This is a genomic window from Thermophagus sp. OGC60D27 (assembly GCF_052400625.1).
Lineage (GTDB): Bacteria > Bacteroidota > Bacteroidia > Bacteroidales > Marinilabiliaceae > Thermophagus.
The window spans coordinates 201,538-222,751 of sequence record NZ_JBQTGH010000001.1; the positions used below are offsets into that span (position 1 = coordinate 201,538).

Sequence of the window (21,214 nt, forward strand, 5' to 3'; positions counted from 1 at the left end):
GGAATGAAGAACGAAGTACGTATCAAATGCCTCAATACCAATCAGGCCTTTTGCGTTGAAAGAGGTACCACGCTGAAAGAAATTGCAGAGACACAAAACATCCGATTGAGCCATCCCATCCTGGGTGCCATGGTCAACAACCAGGTTCGGGAACTTACATTCGAAATATACAACCCCAAAACCATCGAATTTATTGACATCACCCACAAGGAAGGGATGAGAATGTATATCCGGGGCCTTTCATTTCTGCTCTATGCCGCAGCACGCGAACTTTTCCCCGGCGCCCGTCTCAGAATTGACCACTCTGTTAGTAAAGGTTTTTACTGCGAATTGCATGAGGTCCATACCCCTCTCAGCGTTGAAGATATCTTTGCTCTGGGGCAAAAAATGCGGCAACTGGTGGAGGAAAACATTCCCATAGAACGGCACAGGGAAGAAACAGAGGAGGTGATTGAACTCTTTAAACAGAACGAATTGCACGACAAGGTAGATTTGTTACGCCATCGCGGTAAGTATTACACCACCTACTACACGCTGAAAAATCATGTGGGTAAGTTTTACGGCACTCTGCCTCCTTCTACGGGCTACCTCAAAGTATTTGATTTAAACAAATATTACAATGGTATGCTGTTACAAATTCCCGGAAAAGAAAACCCCAATGTTGTACAGCAACTGGTGGAACAAAAAAAGATGTTCGAAATTTTTCGGGAATTCAGCCACTGGAACCAGATTCTCAATGTCACCAACATCAGCGACCTGAACAATGCTGCCGCCAACGGAAATGCCGAACGTCTCATTAAAGTCAGCGAAGCCCTCCATGAGAAAAAAATAGCCCAAATCGCCGACGCCATCACCGCCCGAAAAGAGGACGTGCGCATCGTTCTCATCAGCGGCCCCTCGTCAAGCGGCAAAACAACTTTCAGTAAGCGGCTGGCCATACAGCTGCTGGTCAATGGCATCACGCCTCTCAACCTGTCGCTCGACAACTATTTTGTGGATCGTGAAAAAACCCCCCGCGACGAAAACGGAGAATACGACTTTGAAGCGCTGGAAGCCCTCGACTTAGAGCTCTTCAACCATCATCTGCAACATCTCCTCAACGGCGAAGAGGTCGAAATCCCAAAATTCTTATTTGAAACAGGAAAACGCATCTACAACGGCGATAAACTGAGAATGAGAAATGACAATATCCTTATCGTTGAAGGCATCCATGCTCTGAATCCCCAATTAACCCATGCCATTGAAAACAGTGTGAAATTTAAAATCTATGTGTCGGCACTCACCAATATAAACATCGACGATCAGACCCGAATACCCACAACCGACAACCGACTGATCCGAAGAATCATCAGAGACTATCGCTACCGGAGTTATTCGGCTCTGGAGACCATCTCACGGTGGGATAGCGTCCGCCGGGGCGAAGACAAGCACATCTTCCCCTTTCAGGAAGAGGCCGACGTCATGTTTAACTCGGCGCTCCTCTACGAACTGGCCGTCCTTAAACCTTATGCCGAACCCATCCTGCTCGAGGTTCAACCCAACCGGCCCGAATACGCCGAAGCCAACCGGTTGCTAAAGTTTTTCCGGTACTTTAAACCCATACAGCAAAGAGAAATACCACCCACTTCCATCCTGCGCGAATTCCTGGGGGGTAGTAGTTTTAGTTATTAGGAATGAGAAATCTTTGCAAACTTGTCGTTGTGGATTTGTAATCCACAACGCATTATTTTCGGGATTTGTAATCCCATTATCATAATCGATAATGGTTAAATCGAAACCATTCGATAATTTCCGTGTTGGTTTGACCAATTTTTCAATGTGGATTGCAAATCCACATCTTTAGTTCTGCGTGGATTACAAATCCACGCAGACGTGGCACGTCAGAAAAAATTCTGAAAACGTCCTGCACACTGAGCTAACGTTTAAGATTTGTTCCTGCATGCTGCAGCGCCTCAGAAAAAATTCTGAAAACATGCTGCACGTTGCAGCGTCTCGGAAAAAACTCTGAAAACGTCCTGCACACTGCAGCACGTCAGCTAACGCTTAAGATTTGTTCCTGCACGTTGCAGCGTCTCAGAAAAAATTCTGAAAACATGCTGCACGTTGCAGCGTCTCAGAAAAAATTCTGAAAACGTCCTGCACACTGCAGCGTCTCGGAAAAAACTCTGAAAACGTCCTGCACACTGCAGCACGTCAGCTAATGTTTAAGATTTGTTCCTGCATGCTGCAGCGCCTCAGAAAAAATTCTGATCGGTTGCTGTTAGTGTCGTTATTCGGGAAGGTTCATCAAACTGTGTCCTGATTAATTTTTTTCTTTTTTTCTCAAAAGCCTTCTAAGTATATTTTCATATTCAGTCAAGGGTGTCGCGGGACGAGACATTCGTATACCCTTGACAGAACCTGAAAACTACCCAAATGAGCTTTTAAGAATTGGTTGAAAAAAAATATGAGTTATTTTGAATTACGAAAAGTCTACCGGACAGAGTTAAATTTACATTCCCAAATAAAAAAATAAATAACTTATGATTGTGCCTAACAATCTTTATTCTTTTATTAAAAAATTACCGATCCCCCAAAAACAATAAATCTTCTCTCATCCCTTCTGCCCCCTATGCGTCTCTGCGTTTTTACTCCTCCATACACCAAACCGCCATGGCTACTTGCCGCAGAAGATGCGAAAACATTCTATCCAAGCGAATCATTAATCAAGGAACTTTTACCAGCGACTCAAGTTTCTGTATAGCTATTGAACAACTTTAAAAAATAATGCTATTTTTACTTTTCTAGTCAATTAGTATTATGATGATTTGCTACACAAAAATATTAATCAATTAAAATGATTTTAAGATGATTGTATGGTCAGGAAGAGGCATTCTCACAGCTCTTGTATTTATAGTTACTTTATTTTTATCAATTTGGTACCTCCCGGAATCATTAAGTGATTATGGTTTTGCAACTACTTGTTTTATTTCAGCCGCATTCAGTTGGATTTTTGGGAAAAAATGGAACAAGCAAAACAAAAGAATAGTTACGGACAACAAAACCGGACAAAAGCTGATAATTAAGAGAAATCATTCACTTTTTTGGATTCCAATGCAATATTGGGGAATTATTTTCTCAATAGTAGGAATTATTATCTTATATCAAAATTCGATTATTGCATCTATTGTTGCATTGGCTATTTGGTCTGTATGGGTAATTATTGAAATACGAAATAAGTCGACCGATGATCTGCAGCAGGAAACACCTCCAAACGAAGTTTAATTCAGCTAAGGAAATGAAAAGAGAACAATTAGCGTAAGTTGGTCTCCGGTTTAAAAATCGTTAAGATTAGGTAGCCACCTTTATAATAATGCCAAAACAGCAACCACGAATCATGCAGATGGCCGGAGCTTTATATAGCCCCGAGCCCCCCTCAGCGATGCGAATTCGCTGTAGTGCATTTTTAATCACACCACATATACATGCTGACCGAAGTGGTTCCCCAAAAACGAGGTCTCACTCTGCGAAACATGAGACATCAATTTAAACAAGCCCTCAGCGTTTTTGCGTCTCAGCGTTTTCCATATCTTCCTCCACACTGCGCCAGTTAAAAGTTCTTGAAAAAAACCAATCGGCAACTTGCAGAAAGAAAAATACTCGAATATTTTCAAAGCAAAATTATGGTTACCGATAAATTTAATTACCACTTTTTTTCAGTATTGGGGGATATGTTGTAAATTGCATCCAATAAAACAGTGGTGAAATACAAATTTCAAAGAAAACATTTAGAGGCATTTATATGGCTGGGTGCCATCATCGCGTTGGCGCTAACCGATCCTACAGAAGATCACATGTCGCTTTGTCCATTAAAGAATGCCGGCTTTCAACATTGTCCGGGGTGCGGTTTGGGACATTCCATCTCATGGCTTTTCAAAGGTCAAATAGCAGCGTCCTTTCACAGTCATCCGCTGGGAATACCTGCAATCATCATTTTATTAACCAGAAGCTATAACCTCCTGAAAAACGACATTAAATTTTCAACAAAACCAATAAATCAAAAAAGTAATGGAACGAATCTTAAAGTGGATGCCTGAAGCCGAAATGGAAGAGGCCAATTTCCTGGATAATCTTTTAAAAGAAAAATCGAATGATCAAGTCAAGGATTTTCTGTTGATCTACCGCACACGTCGTCGCGACCCTCAAATAACATTAGTAACGGCCCTAATAGGATTTTTCGGTGTAGCCGGCATCCATCGTTTTTTGCTCAACCAGATAGGCATGGGTATATTATACATCCTGACGGCAGGTCTTTGTTTTATCGGAACCATCGTGGATCTGGTCAACTATCGCAGCCTAACCATGGAGTACAACCAGAAGATGGCTAATCATCTTAAACAGATGATTCATTAAAGACTTTTCGCATCTGATAAAGGGGTCAGATCGCCACCCTACCATATAAAAAGCCCCGTGCCAAAGAGGGAAAACCTGCCATGGCCCGGGGATAAAAATTATAATCACCACCCATTAAATGTGGATCACTTCGTCATAGGCAGCAGCGGCGGCTTCCATCACGGCTTCCGACATGGTTGGATGCGGGTGAACCGATTTGATGATTTCATGTCCGGTAGTTTCCAGCTTACGTGCCGTTACCAGTTCGGCAATCATCTCAGTAACATTGGCACCTATCATGTGAGCTCCGAGGAGTTCACCATATTTGGCATCAAAGATGAGTTTGACAAATCCCTCTTTATGTCCGGCAGCACTGGCTTTTCCACTAGCCGAATAAGGGAACTTCCCGATCTTCAGTTCATAACCGGCTTCTTTGGCTGCTTTTTCGGTCATACCAACGCTTGCCACCTCCGGCGAAGTGTAAGTACAACCCGGGATATTACCATAATTAAGAGGTTCTACATCCATCCCGGCAATTTTCTCCACACAAATAATGCCCTCGGCTGAAGCAACGTGCGCCAATGCCTGGCCTGGCACGATATCGCCAATGGCGTAGATGCCTTCGACAGACGTACGATAAAATTCATCCACTTTAATACGTCCTTTTTCCACTTCTACGCCGGCTTCTTCCAGCCCGATATTTTCAATATTGGGAGAAATTCCCACAGCCGAAAGAACGATCTCAGCTTCCACCGTCTCTTCTCCTTTTTTAGTCTTAATGGTCACTTTAACTTTATCGCCCGAAGTATCGACACTTGTCACCTCCGAACGGGTCATAACCTTGATCCCGGCCTTTTTAAAGGAACGTTCCAGTTGTTTGGACACTTCGGTGTCTTCCAACGGAACAATATTATCCATATATTCCACCAAAGTAACTTTAGTGCCAATGGAGTTATAGAAATAGGCAAACTCACTACCAATAGCACCGGATCCCACCACAACCATCGATTCGGGTTGTTTTTCCAGTGTCAACGCCTTACGGTATCCGATAATTTTTTCTCCGTCTTGCGGAAGGTTCGGCAATTCACGGCTACGGGCACCGGTAGCCAACAAAATATGTTTGGCCTCTACGGTCACATTTTCACCATCATTTTTGGTTACCTCCACCTTTTTATCTTTGGTGAGTTTACCTGTTCCTTCAATGACTTCTATTTTGTTTTTCTTAAAGAGATATTTTATGCCATTGCTCATACCTCCTGCCACCTCGCGGCTGCGTTTTACCATGGCACCAAAATCGGGGGAAGCCTTCCCCTCTATGTTAATACCATAATCCTGTGCATGGGATAAATACTCAAAAACCTGAGCGCTTTTCAATAATGATTTGGTCGGGATACAGCCCCAGTTCAGGCATACTCCCCCCAATTCGGCCTTTTCAACCACTCCGACTTTCATTCCTAATTGAGAAGCCCTGATTGCTGCCACATAACCACCCGGGCCGCTTCCTATAACTACGAGATCGTAATTCATAATATACTATTGTTTGATTTTAATTAAAGACTCTATTCTTTTTTGCTATCTCAAATATAATAAATTCAAAATAAGCCACAGATTTATACCTTTAACAATCATCTTCCTTCTTTGTTGAAACATTTATCCACCTGTTTGTCGCGTTACAACTCACCATAACAGGAAGACAAACTTGACTTATTCTATGTCAAACCTTTACATAATTCCTATCAATCCTTGGCTCGGAACATACCAACCTTGCACGATCGAAGGATTTCCAATATAAGGTCTATCGAAAAGTATATGGTTGATAACAAAAAGACTTCATAGAAACCATCCTCGTTAAGTGGGACACGTAAATGGCAATCGAGTAGGAGAAACGGGATTGTTTCCCGTCATACTGGATTGGGACGATAATTCCCCTGATGGATACATTCTATTAACCTGTCCTTGTTGTTTACAAGATAGTCCTTTAATGACTTTACCCCCATCTTGTCTACGCCCCCAGCTCCTTTATTCCGCTTTACTTGTTTGTAGGCGTTTTCAGATTTGTCGGTGACAGGATAGGTTCTAATTAACACTCCGGAGTCCGCATTATCTTTGGACTTTGACTTGTTTTGCAATCTCATTCCACCGGTTGTGCCTGATGTGATTCGTGTGCCTCGTGGCAGGATTTTGCCGTAGAGTTCCTTCAGACTCTACCTCGCGATGGACACCCTCGTCATGAGCTGATGGTTGGCGATTATGCCCCCCCATAGTGGACTTGCATCACCAAGTCATTTACCATGCACGGCATACTAAAAAAAGGGCTGCCTATTCAGACAGCCCTTTTTGGTAAGAGGTTTTAACTTATAAATTATAAAATTTCATCCAGTTTTTCTTGCAAAGCATCTCCGCGAAGATTTTTTTCAATGATCACCCCATCTTTGTCGAGTAACAACGTAAATGGAATAGATTGAACTCCGTAGGTATTAGCCACATCACCTTCCGGATCGTGCAGTTGTACCCAGTTAATATTATCTTCTTCCACCGCTTTCAGCCAAGGTTCTTTTGTTTTATCGAGAGAAACCCCGATCACTTCAAATTCTTCTCCTGCAAATTGCTGGTATGCTTTAGCCACATTGGGCATTTCATCCCGGCAGGGGCGGCACCATGAAGCCCAGAAATCCAGAAGCACATATTTACCATTAAAGTCTTTGAGGCTTACTTCATTACCATCCATATCGGTCAGCGTAAAATCAGGGGCTTCTTTCCCAATCTGAATCGCATCTTCAGCAGCTTTCTGCTTTTTCATAGGCTCCAGCATCTCTTTCAACTCCTCAACATAAGGATGCCCGGGGATACTCTTTTCGAAAGAAGTTACCAGCTCCTCCAGTTCTTCCATATCCAAAGATCTGGCCATATTGAGTGCTAAGAAAGCACCAACCGGATTGTCGGAATTTTCACGAACAAAGTTGTGGTAATACTCCTGCTGCGCCATCATGATGGATTGATATTCTGCAGCCAAGGCTTGCATTTTCTCCTGATCGCCTGCCTGACGGGCTTCCATAAATTCTTGCTGAAGGCCCTGAGCTCTATCCATGGATGGAATTGAGTCGTTAAAGGACTTGAGAATTTTATTCAATTCACCACCTTCCACAACGGCATCGTTCAGGTTTTCTATATTTCCGGAAATACTGATATCGCCGGGTTCCAAAAATAACGCTACAGGCATTCTGTTGTCATTAATGAGGATCAGGAACAATTCAGGATTTTCAACCGAACCGGTAAACTGAAATTTTCCGTCCGCAATTTGTACGCTGTCAATAGTTTCTGCCCCTGTTTTTCCTACTTTTTGCAGAAGAGCAGTGCCGTCGCCAACGCCGTCAATGGTTCCTGATACCGTGTATTGATTGTTTTTCCCGCAAGAAGCAAGTAAAACACCAATTACCAATAAAAAAGCAATTTGTCTCATAAAATAATCATTATAGTTTATCAAAGTATTTATTCAGAATCTCTCGAGCAGCAATAAAAGAGCTGGTTTCATCGTTCAGCACTTTTTGCTCATATCGTTCCAGTTCCTCTTTTATTCCCGGATGCTGGTAAAAGCTGTTTTTCAATTGTTCATTAATGGATTCATACATCCAATATTTGGACTGCTCCCTGCGATTCGCATTAAAAAATCCATTGCCTTTGGTCAGGCCCATGTATTCCAGAATCATTTCCCAAATCTCATTCACACCTATGTTATAAAGCGAAGAAAGAATTTCCACCTTTGGCGTCCAGCCCGAACGGGTTGGAGGAAATAAATGCAGCGCATTTCGGTATTCGGCTTGCGCCATTTTGGCTTTCTGAAGGTTTTGGCCATCCGCCTTATTAATGGCTATGGCATCGGCCATCTCCATTATTCCTCTTTTAATACCCTGGAGTTCATCACCTGCGCCGGCAAGCATCAACAGAAGGAAAAAATCGACCATGGAATGAACCGCTGTCTCCGACTGTCCTACTCCCACCGTCTCAATAAATATGGTATCAAAACCTGCGGCTTCACATAAAATGATCGTTTCTCTTGTTTTGCGGGCCACCCCTCCTAATGATCCTGCAGAAGGAGAAGGACGAATATACGCATTTTTTTCGGCCGACAACTTCTCCATTCTCGTTTTATCGCCCAAAATACTGCCCTTTGACCGCTCACTACTGGGATCTATCGCCAACACCGCCAACTTTCTGCCTCGATCAATAATATGGAGTCCTAATGCCTCAATAAAAGTACTTTTTCCGGCGCCTGGAACTCCGGTTATCCCAATCCTTATCGACTTACCGGAATGTGGCAGGCAACCTTCAATGATCTGACGCGCTATTTCACGATGTTCTGCTTTATTGCTTTCGATCATGGTGACGGCACGGCTCAGAATGGTTACATCCCCTTTAAGGATACCTTCCACATATTGCTCAACCGTAAGCTTTGAACGCTTTCGCTTCAAAAATATGCGCGACGCATCAGGATTAACCGATGGCAGACTTTCTACTCCTTTATTTACGTTTAGTCCTTTAAAAGAAGGATCATTTTCTATATGTTCCTGTTTTCCCCCGAAACTCATTCAGCAATCTCGTTATATACTATACCTTCATTTATAAAAGGCAAAGTTAGTAATCTATTATGGTTTTTTATTAATTCGCTCAACAAATAGATTATCGGCACCCTAAATGTTAGATTTATAGGATCATAGATTTATAATACAAAATCAAAATTATGAGGTGTCATTTATAAAGCTAAAACTATCTTAAATCATGAAATTTGTCAACCTTCCTACTTATTTCACAACAGTACCACTCAGCCTAAGTAACAGCGTGCTGCGCTTAGGGTCGTTGGAATAAATGGTAACGGATTTATTTTGCCGACCACTCATGCCTGCTGAATTATATATAGCAACAATCTTGGTGCTTTCGCCCGGACCTATCACTGTTTTATCCGGCTGGATTGCGGTACAACCACAGGAAGCCCTGACTTTTCGGAGAATTAGATTGGCCTTTCCTTTATTGGTAACGATAAAAGCATGAGAAACTTTTTCGCCTTGCTTAATTTCCCCAAAATCAAACACGCGGTCATCGATTTCAATTACGGGGGCGTTAGCCATCTGCTCTTCTGTCCATTTAGAATAGTCTTCCTCAATAGTGGCACTAATGCTTAATCTGTTTTGACGATTCAACTCCCCATTCATCTTCAAATAAATCTGATCCACCACAAACCCCCAGTCATTTTTTACCGAAGCATCATAAGTAGCAACGATCTTACCTTTTTGTCCCGGCTTGACCGTTTCGGGTTCCATTTTCAATTGGAGGTGCTTGGGTACATTCTCAAATTCGATTTTAACAGGATTGTCAGAGGTATTGATCAATTCCAGTTCTTCCGTTTTTACGGCTTTCGGATCAATACGAGTAAACGAGAAATGCGCCGACTTAAGCCTTACAGGCCCCATGGCACGAGGATAAATATCTTCAATGGTTTTCTCACGAGGCAACACTTTACCGGTAATTCTCAGAACAATGGTTGACTCTTGTCCGTTGGTATAAACCATGATGGATTTATTGAAATTCCCGGGTCTGTTACGCGGATCAAAGGTAGCTTTCACAAAGCCCGTTTTCCCCGGTTGAACGGGTTGTCGCGTCCATTCGGGACTGGTGCAACCGCAGGAGGCGCGAACATTATGAATAATCAAAGGTTGGTCTCCGGTGTTTTTAAAAGTGAAAGAATGCGTTACTTTTCCACCATCCTCTTTAATCTCTCCAAAATCAAAAACTTTCTCCTCAAAATCAGCTACAGGTTTCTTTGCTTGGGAAAATACCTGCATCCCAATCATGCTCACAATTAAGAATAAATAAACTCTATTCATAGTAAAAACCATTTTTATATATGAAACTTTAATATCAATGAATGATGTTCTATCACCCCGTACAACCTTGCCTTCATTGCATTTCCCTTCTAAGAACAAAAAAAACGGTATTGTACATAGTGCAACGTACAAAGCTAATAATATTTCTGATTTTGATAATCGGTTAAAAGTTAGTTTTGTAACGGTCAAACACCTCCCGATTCGGATATCCCCGTCTTTAAAGGTGTCCTGATGGGTGCAAAAAGAAAACAGAAACATCCTTACAAATCCCTTGCCGAACGATGCAGTGAGGCATCGAGTATTTTTTACATCCCGACACAAACCACTATCTTTGTTTTTCGGGATTCCAACTCTTGCAACATATTTTTTTATAATGAGGTGGGCAATCCAATCTATCAACCCTATAAACACCAACATTTGGAAACAAAATTATGGAAGAACTAAAACAATTGGTCCGTCGACTCACCAAAGAACAACTTAAACATATTATCACGGACAGACGCCATCTTCATCAGCATCCCGAGCTATCGTTTGAAGAACACAACACTGCAGAATATGTTGCTTCCCGGCTTAAAAAGGCCGGCATCCCTTTTCGCAGCGGAGTAGCCGGAACAGGTATCATTGCCACCATTCAAGGAAAAAACGAAGGAAAGGTTATTGCCTTGCGAGCCGACATGGATGCTTTACCCATACGGGAAGAGACAAACCTGCCGTTCGCATCGGTCAACAAAGGAGTGATGCATGCATGTGGACACGATGCCCACACCGCTGTCTTGATAGGGGTTGCCAATGTATTAAATCAACTCAAAGACAAGTGGAACGGAACCATCTTATTAATTTTTCAACCAGGGGAAGAAAAATTCCCCGGAGGCGCCAGCCTTTTAATTAATGAGGGAGCACTAACACATCCAACGCCGGAGCTGATCATTGGTCAGCATGTGTTGCCGGAAATGGCTGCCGGACATGTAGGCTTCCGTCCAGGTATGTACATGGCTTCGGGGGATGAAGTATATCTGACCGTATCCGGACAAGGAGGACATGCCGCCCTTCCTCATACACTTACCGACACCATCTTAACTGCGTCGCACATCATCGTAGCGCTTCAGCAAATTGTTTCCCGATTTGTACCAACCACCATCCCGACCGTACTCTCTTTTGGTCGAATAGAAGGATTGGGCGCCACCAACATCATCCCCGAAAAGGTGGAAATTGCCGGCACTTTACGAACCTTGGATGAAGAGTGGAGAGGACGTATCAAAGATCGCATTAGAAATATTGCACAAGGAACCGCCGAAGCTATGGGGGCGCGTTGCACCGTCGATATTAAAGATGGTTACCCGGTGGTTTTCAATCATGAAAAAACTACCCGTCAAGCTTTATCGCTGGCCAAAGAACTTTTGGGCGACAATAGAGTCGAAGAGATGGGCATCCGTATGACAGCCGAAGATTTTGGTTACTATTCCCAAAAATTTCCATCCGTTTTTTACCGGTTTGGAGTGGCCCAAAACAAGGGAGAGACAGGAGCCTTACACACACCCTATTTTAACCTCAACGAAAAAGCTTTGGAAACCGCAACGGAAGTGTTGACTTGGCTGGCCGTTAATTTCTTGGGAGCCGATTAATGCTAAATCCAGCATATAACATGGAAGGCAGAAAGCGGAATTGGAACGGTATAAATTCGCAACCTAAAGAACTAATAGGATAAGACAGACCCCTTCAGACGAATACAATACATTGATGGAAATGCCACAACAACTCATCACATAGTAATCGTTATCAAATTTTAACGTTGAAGAGTCGTTGTTTTTTTATATTTTTGACTGTTTTAAAACATTGTTATAGAACACAGATCATGCAATGGTGACAGAGAAAGGAACACTTCGGGAACTTACAATAAAAGACATTCCACAACTATATGATGTGTTAACACCAGAAGAACAAACTTATCTCCTGGAGAACCACACGACTATTAAATACCGGAAAAATCAAATCATTTACCAGGAAGGAGAATGGCCCACGGGGCTACTGTGCATCGGTGCCGGCAAAGTTAAGATTTATAAAGAAGGGATGATGGGACGCGACCAGATTGTCAGAATGGCCTCCGGCCCTGGATTTATTGGTTATCGGGCATTATTTGCCAACGAACGACATATTGCTTCTGCCGTGGTTTTTGAACCATGCGTTATCTTTCATGTGGCAAGAGATGTGATCATGAAACTAATGAAAACAAACAATGATTTGTGTATGAACATCATCAAATCATTTGCCACAGAGTTGGGCTTTGCCCGCTTCAGAACCGTTTCGCTGACACAAAAACACATTAGGGGCCGGCTTGCCGAAAGCCTCCTTGTTTTACGTGACATTTACGGGTATGAAGATGACAATTGCACCTTGAAAATATACTTATCAAGAGAAGATCTGGCGAACTTTTCAAACATGACCGCTTCCAATGCCATCCGTACTCTAACCGCTTTTGCCAAAGAAAAACTTTTGACCGTTGACGGGCGCATTATTCGCATCCTTGATGAGAAGAAACTGGAACGAATCTCCAGACTCGGTTAAACTTATTCCCGGTAATACACTCTTACCACCCGACGCGAAATACCGGTTAGGACTTCATATGGAATGGTTCCCAGCAGGCGGGCCATTTCCGTAACCGGGTAATTGTCCCCGAAGACGATAACTTCATCCCCTTCAACGGCATCTAGATCCGTCAGATCCACCATACACATATCCATACAAATATTACCGACAATAGGTGCTCGTCGGCCTCTGATCAACATTCGGCCTTTCCCGTTACTTAAACGACGGTTTAAACCATCGGCATAGCCCACTGGCACAATACCGATTTTCCCGTCGCGTCCCAGATTGCCGGCACGATTATACCCTATGGTATCTCCCGCTGCGACAGCTCTTATCTGGGATATAAAGGATTTCAGGGTGATGACATTACGTAAGGCCTCAATTTTTCCGGCACCAATACCATAAAGGCCAATGCCCAGACGAACCATATCAAATTGAGCCTCCGGGAACCGCTCAATGCCAGCACTGTTAAGAATGTGCATCCAGAAATCGGTATTCAGCCCACCTTTCAGTCTTTCGCATACGGCCTTAAACAGATGGATCTGACTTTTGGTAAAGTCGTCATGGTTGGCATCATCACTACCGGCCAGATGCGAAAACACCGATTTAATCTTTAAATCCGGTTTTTGTTTCATTCGACCTATCAACTCTTCAATCTCATCTTCCGAAAATCCCATCCGATGCATTCCCGTATCAATTTTCAAATGAACCGCAACCTGGTGTCTGTTTTCGGATTGTACAACCCTGTGGAACGCTTCCAGTACTCTGAAATTGTATATTTCAGGTTCAAGATTATAATCGATCATTTGCCCGAAACTTTTCTCTTCGGGATTCATAACTATTATAGGAACACTTATTCCCGCACGTCGCAACTCTACCCCTTCATCAGCAAAGGCCACGCCCAGGTAATCAATATTCTGATATTGCAATGCGGCGGCTATCTCATATGAACCGCTTCCGTACGAGAAGGCTTTTACCATTGCCAAAACCCGGGTTTCGGGTTTCAACAACCGACGATACTGATTCAAATTGTGAGTCAAGGCATCCAGGTTAATCTCCATCACCGTAGCATGTCGCTTTAACTCCAACTGCTGAACCACACGCTCAAAAGAAAAACGCCGTGATCCTTTTACCAAGATGGCTTCTTCTCGAAACCGAAAAGAGGAAATAGCCTTCAACAGATCTTCAGTGGTTTCAAAAAATCGGGCTTCGCCCCCAAACAATGAAGCATGCCGCATTAACGATGAACCAACACCAATAAACCGATCGATTTCTTTTTCCTTTATTAAGTTGGCAACAAGTGGATAAAGGTCATCATCCGGCAACCCGGTTTGTAATAAATCGGAGAGAATAACGGTCCTGTTGACGCCCTTCTTCCGGCTTTGCTGCACCAAAAAATCAAGAGCCATCTCCAAAGAGGTTATATCCGAGTTATAGGTATCATTGATGAGCAAATTGTGATTAATCCCTTCTTTTTGTTCCAACCTCATTGCCACCGACACCAACGACATGGCTCTTTGTGAAATGGTGGCAACCGGATAATCCTGATGCAGAAGAAACAAGACCACAGGAAGAACATTCTCCACACTCATCCGGTCGGTAAAGGGTATCTCTATATTAAAGACGTCGTTTTCATATTTCAGTCTCAACTGTTTATGCTCATTTACATCAGCCACTTCCAGCAACCGAAGTGTAGCTTCCGGAGACCGGCCCCACGAAAGCAATGTTTTTTCCGGATAATACTGCTTTATGGCAGTATCCACCATCGGTTGATCTGCATTGTAAAAAAGGGTTGTCACATTTTTGAAGAGGCGTAACTTCTCATAAAGTTTCTCTTCCTGAGAAGCAAAATTTTCCTGATGTGCCTGTCCCAGTGTAGTAAAAAGCCCCATGGTGGGATGAATGATCCGTTCCAGACGTTCCATTTCGCCCGGAAGAGAGATGCCCGCCTCGATAATAGCCAGATCGGATCGGTTATTCATCTGCCATACAGAAAGGGGAACGCCTACCTGGCTGTTATAGCTTCGAGGCGACCGTGCCACCAGAAGGTCACCGCCTATCATTTGGGTAATCCATTCCTTAACAATGGTTTTACCGTTGCTTCCCGTTATTGCCAGCACCGGCACCGTGAAATGTTGACGATGATAAGCCCCGATATCTTGTAGAGCCTTCAACACATCGGGCACCTCAATCCAATTGGCCTTTTCCTTCAACGCAACAGGGAGTTTCCCTTCTCTAACCACAAAATTACAAACCCCTTTTTCGATCAGCTGATGTAAAAATTGATGTCCGTCGTGTCTGTTTCCTCGCAATGCAAAAAAGAGTCCTTCTGAAGCATCATAAACCGACCGACTGTCGATAAACAATCGTGAAATTTGCGAATCCTTTTTTTTAAACAATCTACCTCCGCAGGCTTCTGCTATTTGATCCAAAGAATATGCTATCATTTCCTTACTACCTTTTTTTGATAACAGTGCCGGCAAACAGCTTCGTAAGCCTCGTCAGCCCCTACTTCCACCAACTTATCGCTGGTCGATTTGCGCAGGGAGAAATGAGCCAAGTCGCCACAATAAACACAAATGGCATGTACCTTGGTAACATATTCGGCGCTGGCCATCAAAGCCGGAATGGGCCCAAAAGGATTTCCTTTAAAATCCATATCAAGACCGGCCACGATAACACGAATCCCCTGATTGGCCAATTGATTACAAACGTTGCTCAGTTCCTTATCGAAAAACTGAGCTTCATCAATACCCACGACATCAACATTACTGCTCAACAGCAGAATATTCCCTGAACTTTCCACCGGCGTAGAACGAATACTATTGGAATCGTGCGATACCACTTCTTCCTCACTGTATCTATTGTCAACAAGCGGTTTAAATATTTCTACCCGCTGACGGGCAATGCGCGCCCGACGAAGGCGGCGAAGCAACTCTTCGGTTTTACCCGAAAACATGGAACCGGTAATAACCTCGATCCAGCCCCGTTTTTCTGTTTTATCAACCTTGTTCTCAAGAAACATTAAAAGAATAATTTATTTTATCATTGCATTCACTACATTTGCAAATGTAACGAAAAATGGGCCTCAAGATATTATGGAAAAAGATGCTCTTCTCGAAATAATTTTGCGCGACCTCCAGGAAGTAGAAACATTGACGCAATCGTTCAAAGGAAAAAACGAAATTTCTAAAGTTTTTTACCGACTTGCTCGAAATAAACTTCACAGCATCCTGGATGAAATTGACGTTTTGGAAGAAATTGCCGGCGCCTCTCAAAAGATACCCCAACCACCTGTTCGGGAGGAGAAACAACCGGATATTCCCAATACCGAAAAAGCAAATATCAAGGTTCCGGAACAAACTAATACCATCCAACCTCCGGTTACCGCCACCGATCAGGATAAAGTGGTTCCTCAAAACACAAAACAAAAGGAACCTCAACCCGAGCCTGTAACACCAGAGACAATCGTTAACATCTCTTCTTCGGAAACCATAGATAAAGAACCGCCACACGAAGAAATCAAAACTGATGTTAATACCTCCGCCGAGACGTCTTCGACCAAGGTGACACCGACTCCTGAGAAGGAAAAAACAGAACCAGAAACACAACAGAATAAAAGTTCAAACGTTATACAACCAAACGTAACAACCAAAAACAATGGTCGGGTTTTAGGGGAAAAATTGGGAACCAATAAAGCCTCGTTCAATGAGCATATTGGCAAAAATCAATCTGACACCCGAAAAAAACGATCTTTGACATTACCCCCTGTTCAGGATCTGAAAAAAGCGCTGGGCATTAACGATCGCTTTTTCTTCCAGCGAGAACTATTTGGCGGTAATGCCGATGTAATGAATCAAACGCTGGATCAGCTCAACCAGATGAATGGAATCGAGGATGCCCGTAGTTTTCTGTTGGCCAACTTTCACTGGGACCCTGAAGAGGATGCAGTGAACCGTTTCCTGGAACTGGTGGAACGCCGCTTCTTGTAATCTCTAAATAGACCCAAAAATCAAATGTCAAATGCCGGGTAAAACCAATTCATCCGAAAAGTCAGGAAAACTTTTTATTGTTCCCACACCTATTGGAAACCTTGAAGATATGACCTTCAGGGCGGTTCGGATTCTAAAAGAAGTGGATTTTATCCTAGCCGAAGATACCCGCACTTCAGGAAAACTGCTGAAACATTATGATATCAACACCCGGATGTATGCGCACCATAAATTTAACGAACACGCTGCCATCGATAAAATAGCAGAGCGTTTACATTCCGGAGAAAAAGCGGCCCTGATATCCGATGCAGGGACACCGGCCATTTCCGATCCGGGTTTTCTGGCAGTCAGAAAATGTATTGAAGAGGGAATTCCGGTTGAATGCCTGCCTGGCCCTACCGCATTCGTGCCGGCACTGGTAGCAGCAGGATTTCCCAATGACCGATTCTCCTTCGAAGGCTTTCTGCCCGTCAAAAAAGGACGTAAAACCAGATTGGAATCCCTGATTTCGGAAACACGTACTTTTATTTTATACGAATCACCACACCGTCTGGTAAAAACACTGGGGCAACTTAAAGATGCTTTAGGAAATGACCGACAGGCCGCGGTTTGCCGAGAAATCAGCAAAATACATGAAGAGGTTATTCGCGGAACCTTGGAAGAACTTCAAAGTCACTACACACAAACCCCGCCAAAAGGCGAAATCGTGATTGTAGTCAATGGGAAAAAATAATTTTTTTGCCTCTAGACGCAACACGACTTTCCGGTTTTAAGACAAATACCTCAACCATTTTCTTCAATTAAATGGTTAATTTTCACTGGATACTATGGAATTTAATCTTTTATAGTGTTATATTTCTAACATCATTTTTCGATATTGACCACAGGGGCATATTGATAATACATTAGATTTCATTATCAAACAATTTATAGCATTAAAATTTTTAGTTCGCTATCCATCACACACAATATATAAACCTAACTTACAATTGATTAATCTTAAACTCTGAAAAACAAAAAACATGAACAAAACATTATTAGTGCTTTTAATATTGCCATTGCTTTGGCAATGTCAGCAAGGTCCTAGTCGCAAGGAGTTATTAGTTCAAAATGATTCATTGGCAAGAATAACTGCACTCAAAGACTCTCAGATGAATCAAATGGTTAATACCATTGGAGATATTGAAGCCACGTTAAGGGTAATCAAGGAAAAAGAAAAAATCATTGCCCTTAAAGCCAGTAAAGGCGAAACCAAGGGGGATGCAGCCGAACAAATCAATGAAGACATCCGGCTGATATATGACCTGATGGTTCAAAACAAAGAACGAATTGAATCATTGGAGGAACAACTGAAACGGTCCGGTGTAGAAAGTGGGCGTTTGAGAAAACTGGTAGTCAGCCTACAGGAAGAGTTACAACAAAGAAATCAGGAAATCAAAGAACTCAACGAACTTCTCAAAGAAAAGAATGCCGAAATTGACAATATGAATTTTGCGCTCACAGATATGGAGTTAACTCTCGACTCCATGAAAGAGGTGAATGCCGAAGCCAGAGCTCAACTGGAGGCTACAAAAAATGACATGTACACAGGGTATTATGCCATCGGAACACGATCCGAGCTCAAAGAAAAAAACATCATCGATTACAAAGGATTTCTCTTTTTCGGTAAAACAGAAGTGCTCAAAGAGCAATTTGCGAAAGACTATTTTGCAGAAATCGATATTCGCCAAACCGACAGTATCGAACTGTTCCAGCCCAATGTAAAAATTCTGTCCACACATCCGCAGGGATCCTTCACGCTTAGTGAACAGGAAGATGGTAATCAGGTGCTGGTAATAAATGATAAAGAACAATTCTGGAGTGTATCCAGATACTTGGTAGTTTTAGCAAGATAGAATATTTCCAACACTTTATTTAACTTTCGGCCCCCGAGAAGAATAACGTTCTCTGGGGCCGAAACATTTTTAAAACAATTCAAAATTTATGACAATACCATACAAACATCTCTTTTTTGATCTCGATCACACCATCTGGGATTTTGATGCCAACCAAGCACTAACACTTAAAAAGCTGTTTGAAAAGTATCACCTTGGAAATCACTTTAAAGATTTTGACAACTTTTTCCAGAGATACTCCCCCATCAATGAACGGCTATGGAGAGATTATCAGTACGGACGAATTTCCAAAAAAGAATTAAAAATAGGGCGTTTCTACCAAACGTTTAGAAGTGTTGGGGTCGATGATTTTGCTATGGCCGAAAGATTCTCAGAAGACTTTGTCACCAACAATTCAAAGGAAACCAATGTTATCCCTCATGCTTTTGAACTTCTGAACTACCTGCAGCAAAAAAAATATCATTTATATATTATTACCAACGGTTTCCGGGAAACCCAATATTCAAAACTGGAAAAAAGCGGGCTGGCCCCCTATTTTGAAAAAACTTTCATCTCAGAAGATATTGGTGTAAACAAGCCGAACCCTGCATTTTTTGAATATTCCCTCAAGAATGCCAAAGCTTCCAAAAACGAAAGCCTAGTGATTGGAGACAGCCTGGAGAACGACATCAAAGGGGCTCGTAATTCGGGTATTGATCAAGTATTTTTTAACCCGAAAAGAAAACCTCACGACGAAGAAGTTTTTAAAGAAATAACATCGCTGAAAGAGTTAATAGAATGGCTCTAAAAAATCATTTGAGTTTAGGCCTATCATCCTAAACTCAAACGATAACAAGGTCGTCGTAAAAGCCAATTAAACCATGGCATATTAAAAGGGCGCCTCGCTGCCAAAACCGGATGGAGGTGGAACCTCAAATCCATTGGAAGCAGTTCCCTTTCCGGGGGTCGCTTCCTCTTCTTCATTCATCTTGGAACTAAAGGTCATTGGGGCGGCGGCACCATTCTCCATATCAAAACCGACACCGGAGGTGGGAAGTCCCTGCAATTCGGGATCTTCGAAACGTGCCAGTTCCTTACGAAAACGTAGTCGCACATCGCCCGTAGCACCGTTACGATGCTTGGCAATGATTATTTCAGCCATACCTTCAAGTGAATACCCGTCTGTATCCTCGAAAATACCATAATACTCAGGTCTATGGATAAACAACACCATATCAGCATCCTGTTCAATGGCTCCTGACTCACGAAGGTCGGCCAGCTGAGGACGTTTCCCTTCAATTCCCGAGCGATTTTCCACGCCCCGGTTCAGCTGCGACAAAGCCAATATGGGGATATCCAACTCCTTGGCAAGGCCTTTTAATGAGCGGGAAATCATACTAACTTCCTGCTCACGGCTTCCGGGGTTCATCCCCGAGGCACTCATCAACTGCAAGTAGTCAATAATGACCACCTGAATATCGTGCTGTTTTTTCAGCCGACGACATTTGGCCCTTAATTCAAAGATAGATAGACCGGGCGTATCATCCACATAGATGGGGGCTCCCATTAGAGAATGAATTTTTGTATCGAGCTGCTCCCATTCGAAAGGTGCCAGATTTCCATTTTTGATTTTTTCGCCGGGAATTTCCGTTTCCGATACGATCAAACGATTCACCAGCTGAACATTAGACATCTCCAGAGAAAAGAGTGCCACCGGCGCCTGATGGGACACCGCCATATTTCGTGCCATCGACAACACAAAGGCCGTTTTCCCCATCGCCGGACGAGCTGCAATAATCACCAGGTCGGAAGCCTGCCATCCCGAAGTAATCCGATCCAGACCGGTAAAGCCGGAAGGAACACCGCTTAACCCATCCTTACGATTCCCGGCTTCCCGAATGCGATCAATCGACTCCTGTATGACCGGATCAATTTGTGTCACCTCCTTCTTCATGGAGCCTTGAGAAAGCAGAAAAAAGCTGTTTTCTGCCTCATCCAGCAGGTCGTTAACATCGATCGACTCATCATAGGAGCGGGTCTGCAAATCACTCGAAATGCGAATCATTTCCCGCTGAAGATACTTCTGCCAAATGATTCGTGCATGATATTCAATATGAGCGGCAGAAGCGACACGACTGGTTAATTGGGAAACGTAAAAAGCGCCGCCAACCTCCTCAATCTTATCCATCTTCTTTAACTCTTCCGTAACAGTAAGGATGTCGACCGGTTGCTCGTGGTAAAACAAATTGGCTATGGCCTGAAATATGTACTGATGTGCTTCTTTATAAAAGCATTCTGCCTTCAGCAATTCCGAAACGTTGATAAAGGCATCTTTTTCCAGCAAAAGTGCTCCCAAAACAGCCTCTTCTACTTCCACGGCCTGGGGAGGCATCTTTCCCATGTCTACATCCATTTGGGCAGGTGTCTTGCTTCTTGGTTTGTTATTCCCGTAATTTTTTTGAGCCATAATAATACTACGCTATTCACGAATTATCTCATCCTCATTTGTCTCGAA

General features: G+C 42.9%; 17 protein-coding genes. 10 read left to right on the forward strand and 7 right to left on the reverse strand.

What is annotated here, in order from left to right; genetic code table 11:
* The first annotated feature begins 3 nt into the window (after nt 1-3).
* The 4 genes from ACT29H_RS00800 to ACT29H_RS00815 all read left to right on the forward strand — a co-directional run bounded on the left by ACT29H_RS00800 (nt 4) and on the right by ACT29H_RS00815 (nt 4,392).
* Nucleotides 4-1,671 carry a nucleoside kinase gene (locus ACT29H_RS00800; protein WP_444819686.1) on the forward strand — a complete coding sequence of 556 codons (1,668 nt, stop codon included), beginning with the start codon at nt 4-6 and terminating at the stop codon, nt 1,669-1,671.
* A gap of 1,176 nt (nt 1,672-2,847) precedes the next feature.
* A complete protein-coding gene (locus ACT29H_RS00805) occupies nt 2,848-3,264 on the forward strand; it encodes a hypothetical protein (protein WP_444819687.1) in 417 nt (138 codons plus the stop codon).
* Between the two features lie 476 nt (nt 3,265-3,740).
* Complete coding sequence (locus tag ACT29H_RS00810; RefSeq protein ID WP_444819688.1) at nt 3,741-4,076, forward strand: DUF2752 domain-containing protein; 336 nt, start codon at nt 3,741-3,743, stop codon at nt 4,074-4,076.
* The gene (locus tag ACT29H_RS00815; RefSeq protein WP_444819689.1) at nt 4,048-4,392 is read left to right on the forward strand and encodes a TM2 domain-containing protein; all 345 of its coding nucleotides are present in this window, start codon (nt 4,048-4,050) and stop codon (nt 4,390-4,392) included. Before ACT29H_RS00810 ends, ACT29H_RS00815 begins: the two co-directional genes overlap by 29 nt.
* Nucleotides 4,393-4,506: 114 nt before the next feature.
* Here the strand turns inward: ACT29H_RS00815 and lpdA are convergent, their stop codons facing one another.
* From lpdA to ACT29H_RS00835, 4 genes are all read right to left on the reverse strand, one after another.
* Nucleotides 4,507-5,898, reverse strand: coding sequence for a dihydrolipoyl dehydrogenase (gene lpdA, locus ACT29H_RS00820; protein ID WP_444819690.1), 1,392 nt, complete (start codon nt 5,896-5,898; stop codon nt 4,507-4,509).
* 835 nt (nt 5,899-6,733) lie between these two features.
* A complete protein-coding gene (locus ACT29H_RS00825) occupies nt 6,734-7,831 on the reverse strand; it encodes a redoxin domain-containing protein (RefSeq protein WP_444819691.1) in 1,098 nt (365 codons plus the stop codon).
* Between the two features lie 10 nt (nt 7,832-7,841).
* The gene (meaB, locus tag ACT29H_RS00830) at nt 7,842-8,957 is read right to left on the reverse strand and encodes a methylmalonyl Co-A mutase-associated GTPase MeaB (RefSeq protein ID WP_444819692.1); all 1,116 of its coding nucleotides are present in this window, start codon (nt 8,955-8,957) and stop codon (nt 7,842-7,844) included.
* A 213-nt stretch (nt 8,958-9,170) separates the two neighbouring features.
* Nucleotides 9,171-10,250 carry a DUF1573 domain-containing protein gene (locus ACT29H_RS00835; protein ID WP_444819693.1) on the reverse strand — a complete coding sequence of 360 codons (1,080 nt, stop codon included), beginning with the start codon at nt 10,248-10,250 and terminating at the stop codon, nt 9,171-9,173.
* Nucleotides 10,251-10,681: 431 nt separating this feature from the next.
* Between ACT29H_RS00835 and ACT29H_RS00840 the strand changes: the two genes are divergently transcribed.
* Both ACT29H_RS00840 and ACT29H_RS00845 read left to right on the forward strand, forming a co-directional pair.
* Nucleotides 10,682-11,872 (forward strand): M20 metallopeptidase family protein, encoded by a 1,191-nt coding sequence (locus ACT29H_RS00840; protein ID WP_444819694.1) that lies wholly within the window; start codon nt 10,682-10,684, stop codon nt 11,870-11,872.
* A gap of 235 nt (nt 11,873-12,107) precedes the next feature.
* A complete protein-coding gene (locus ACT29H_RS00845) occupies nt 12,108-12,812 on the forward strand; it encodes a Crp/Fnr family transcriptional regulator (protein ID WP_444819695.1) in 705 nt (234 codons plus the stop codon).
* 2 nt (nt 12,813-12,814) lie between these two features.
* Here the strand turns inward: ACT29H_RS00845 and ACT29H_RS00850 are convergent, their stop codons facing one another.
* Complete coding sequence (locus ACT29H_RS00850; RefSeq protein WP_444819696.1) at nt 12,815-15,280, reverse strand: bifunctional UDP-N-acetylmuramoyl-tripeptide:D-alanyl-D-alanine ligase/alanine racemase; 2,466 nt, start codon at nt 15,278-15,280, stop codon at nt 12,815-12,817.
* Nucleotides 15,277-15,858 carry a thymidine kinase gene (locus tag ACT29H_RS00855; protein ID WP_444819697.1) on the reverse strand — a complete coding sequence of 194 codons (582 nt, stop codon included), beginning with the start codon at nt 15,856-15,858 and terminating at the stop codon, nt 15,277-15,279. The genes ACT29H_RS00850 and ACT29H_RS00855 overlap by 4 nt, the downstream gene beginning before the upstream one ends.
* A gap of 73 nt (nt 15,859-15,931) precedes the next feature.
* On the opposite strand from ACT29H_RS00855, the gene ACT29H_RS00860 reads away from it, so the two are divergent.
* The 4 genes from ACT29H_RS00860 to ACT29H_RS00875 all read left to right on the forward strand — a co-directional run bounded on the left by ACT29H_RS00860 (nt 15,932) and on the right by ACT29H_RS00875 (nt 19,507).
* Complete coding sequence (locus ACT29H_RS00860) at nt 15,932-16,825, forward strand: hypothetical protein (protein WP_444819698.1); 894 nt, start codon at nt 15,932-15,934, stop codon at nt 16,823-16,825.
* Between the two features lie 31 nt (nt 16,826-16,856).
* Nucleotides 16,857-17,558, forward strand: a complete 702-nt coding sequence (rsmI, locus tag ACT29H_RS00865; protein ID WP_444819699.1) for a 16S rRNA (cytidine(1402)-2'-O)-methyltransferase — start codon at nt 16,857-16,859, stop codon at nt 17,556-17,558.
* Between the two features lie 289 nt (nt 17,559-17,847).
* Nucleotides 17,848-18,720, forward strand: a complete 873-nt coding sequence (locus ACT29H_RS00870; RefSeq protein ID WP_444819700.1) for a Cbp1 family collagen-binding glycoprotein adhesin — start codon at nt 17,848-17,850, stop codon at nt 18,718-18,720.
* Nucleotides 18,721-18,808: 88 nt separating this feature from the next.
* Nucleotides 18,809-19,507 carry a YjjG family noncanonical pyrimidine nucleotidase gene (locus tag ACT29H_RS00875; protein ID WP_444819701.1) on the forward strand — a complete coding sequence of 233 codons (699 nt, stop codon included), beginning with the start codon at nt 18,809-18,811 and terminating at the stop codon, nt 19,505-19,507.
* Between the two features lie 81 nt (nt 19,508-19,588).
* Here the strand turns inward: ACT29H_RS00875 and dnaB are convergent, their stop codons facing one another.
* On the reverse strand, nt 19,589-21,166 hold the full coding sequence (dnaB, locus tag ACT29H_RS00880; RefSeq protein WP_444819702.1) for a replicative DNA helicase: 1,578 nt from the start codon (nt 21,164-21,166) through the stop codon (nt 19,589-19,591).
* Nucleotides 21,167-21,214 lie beyond the last annotated feature (48 nt).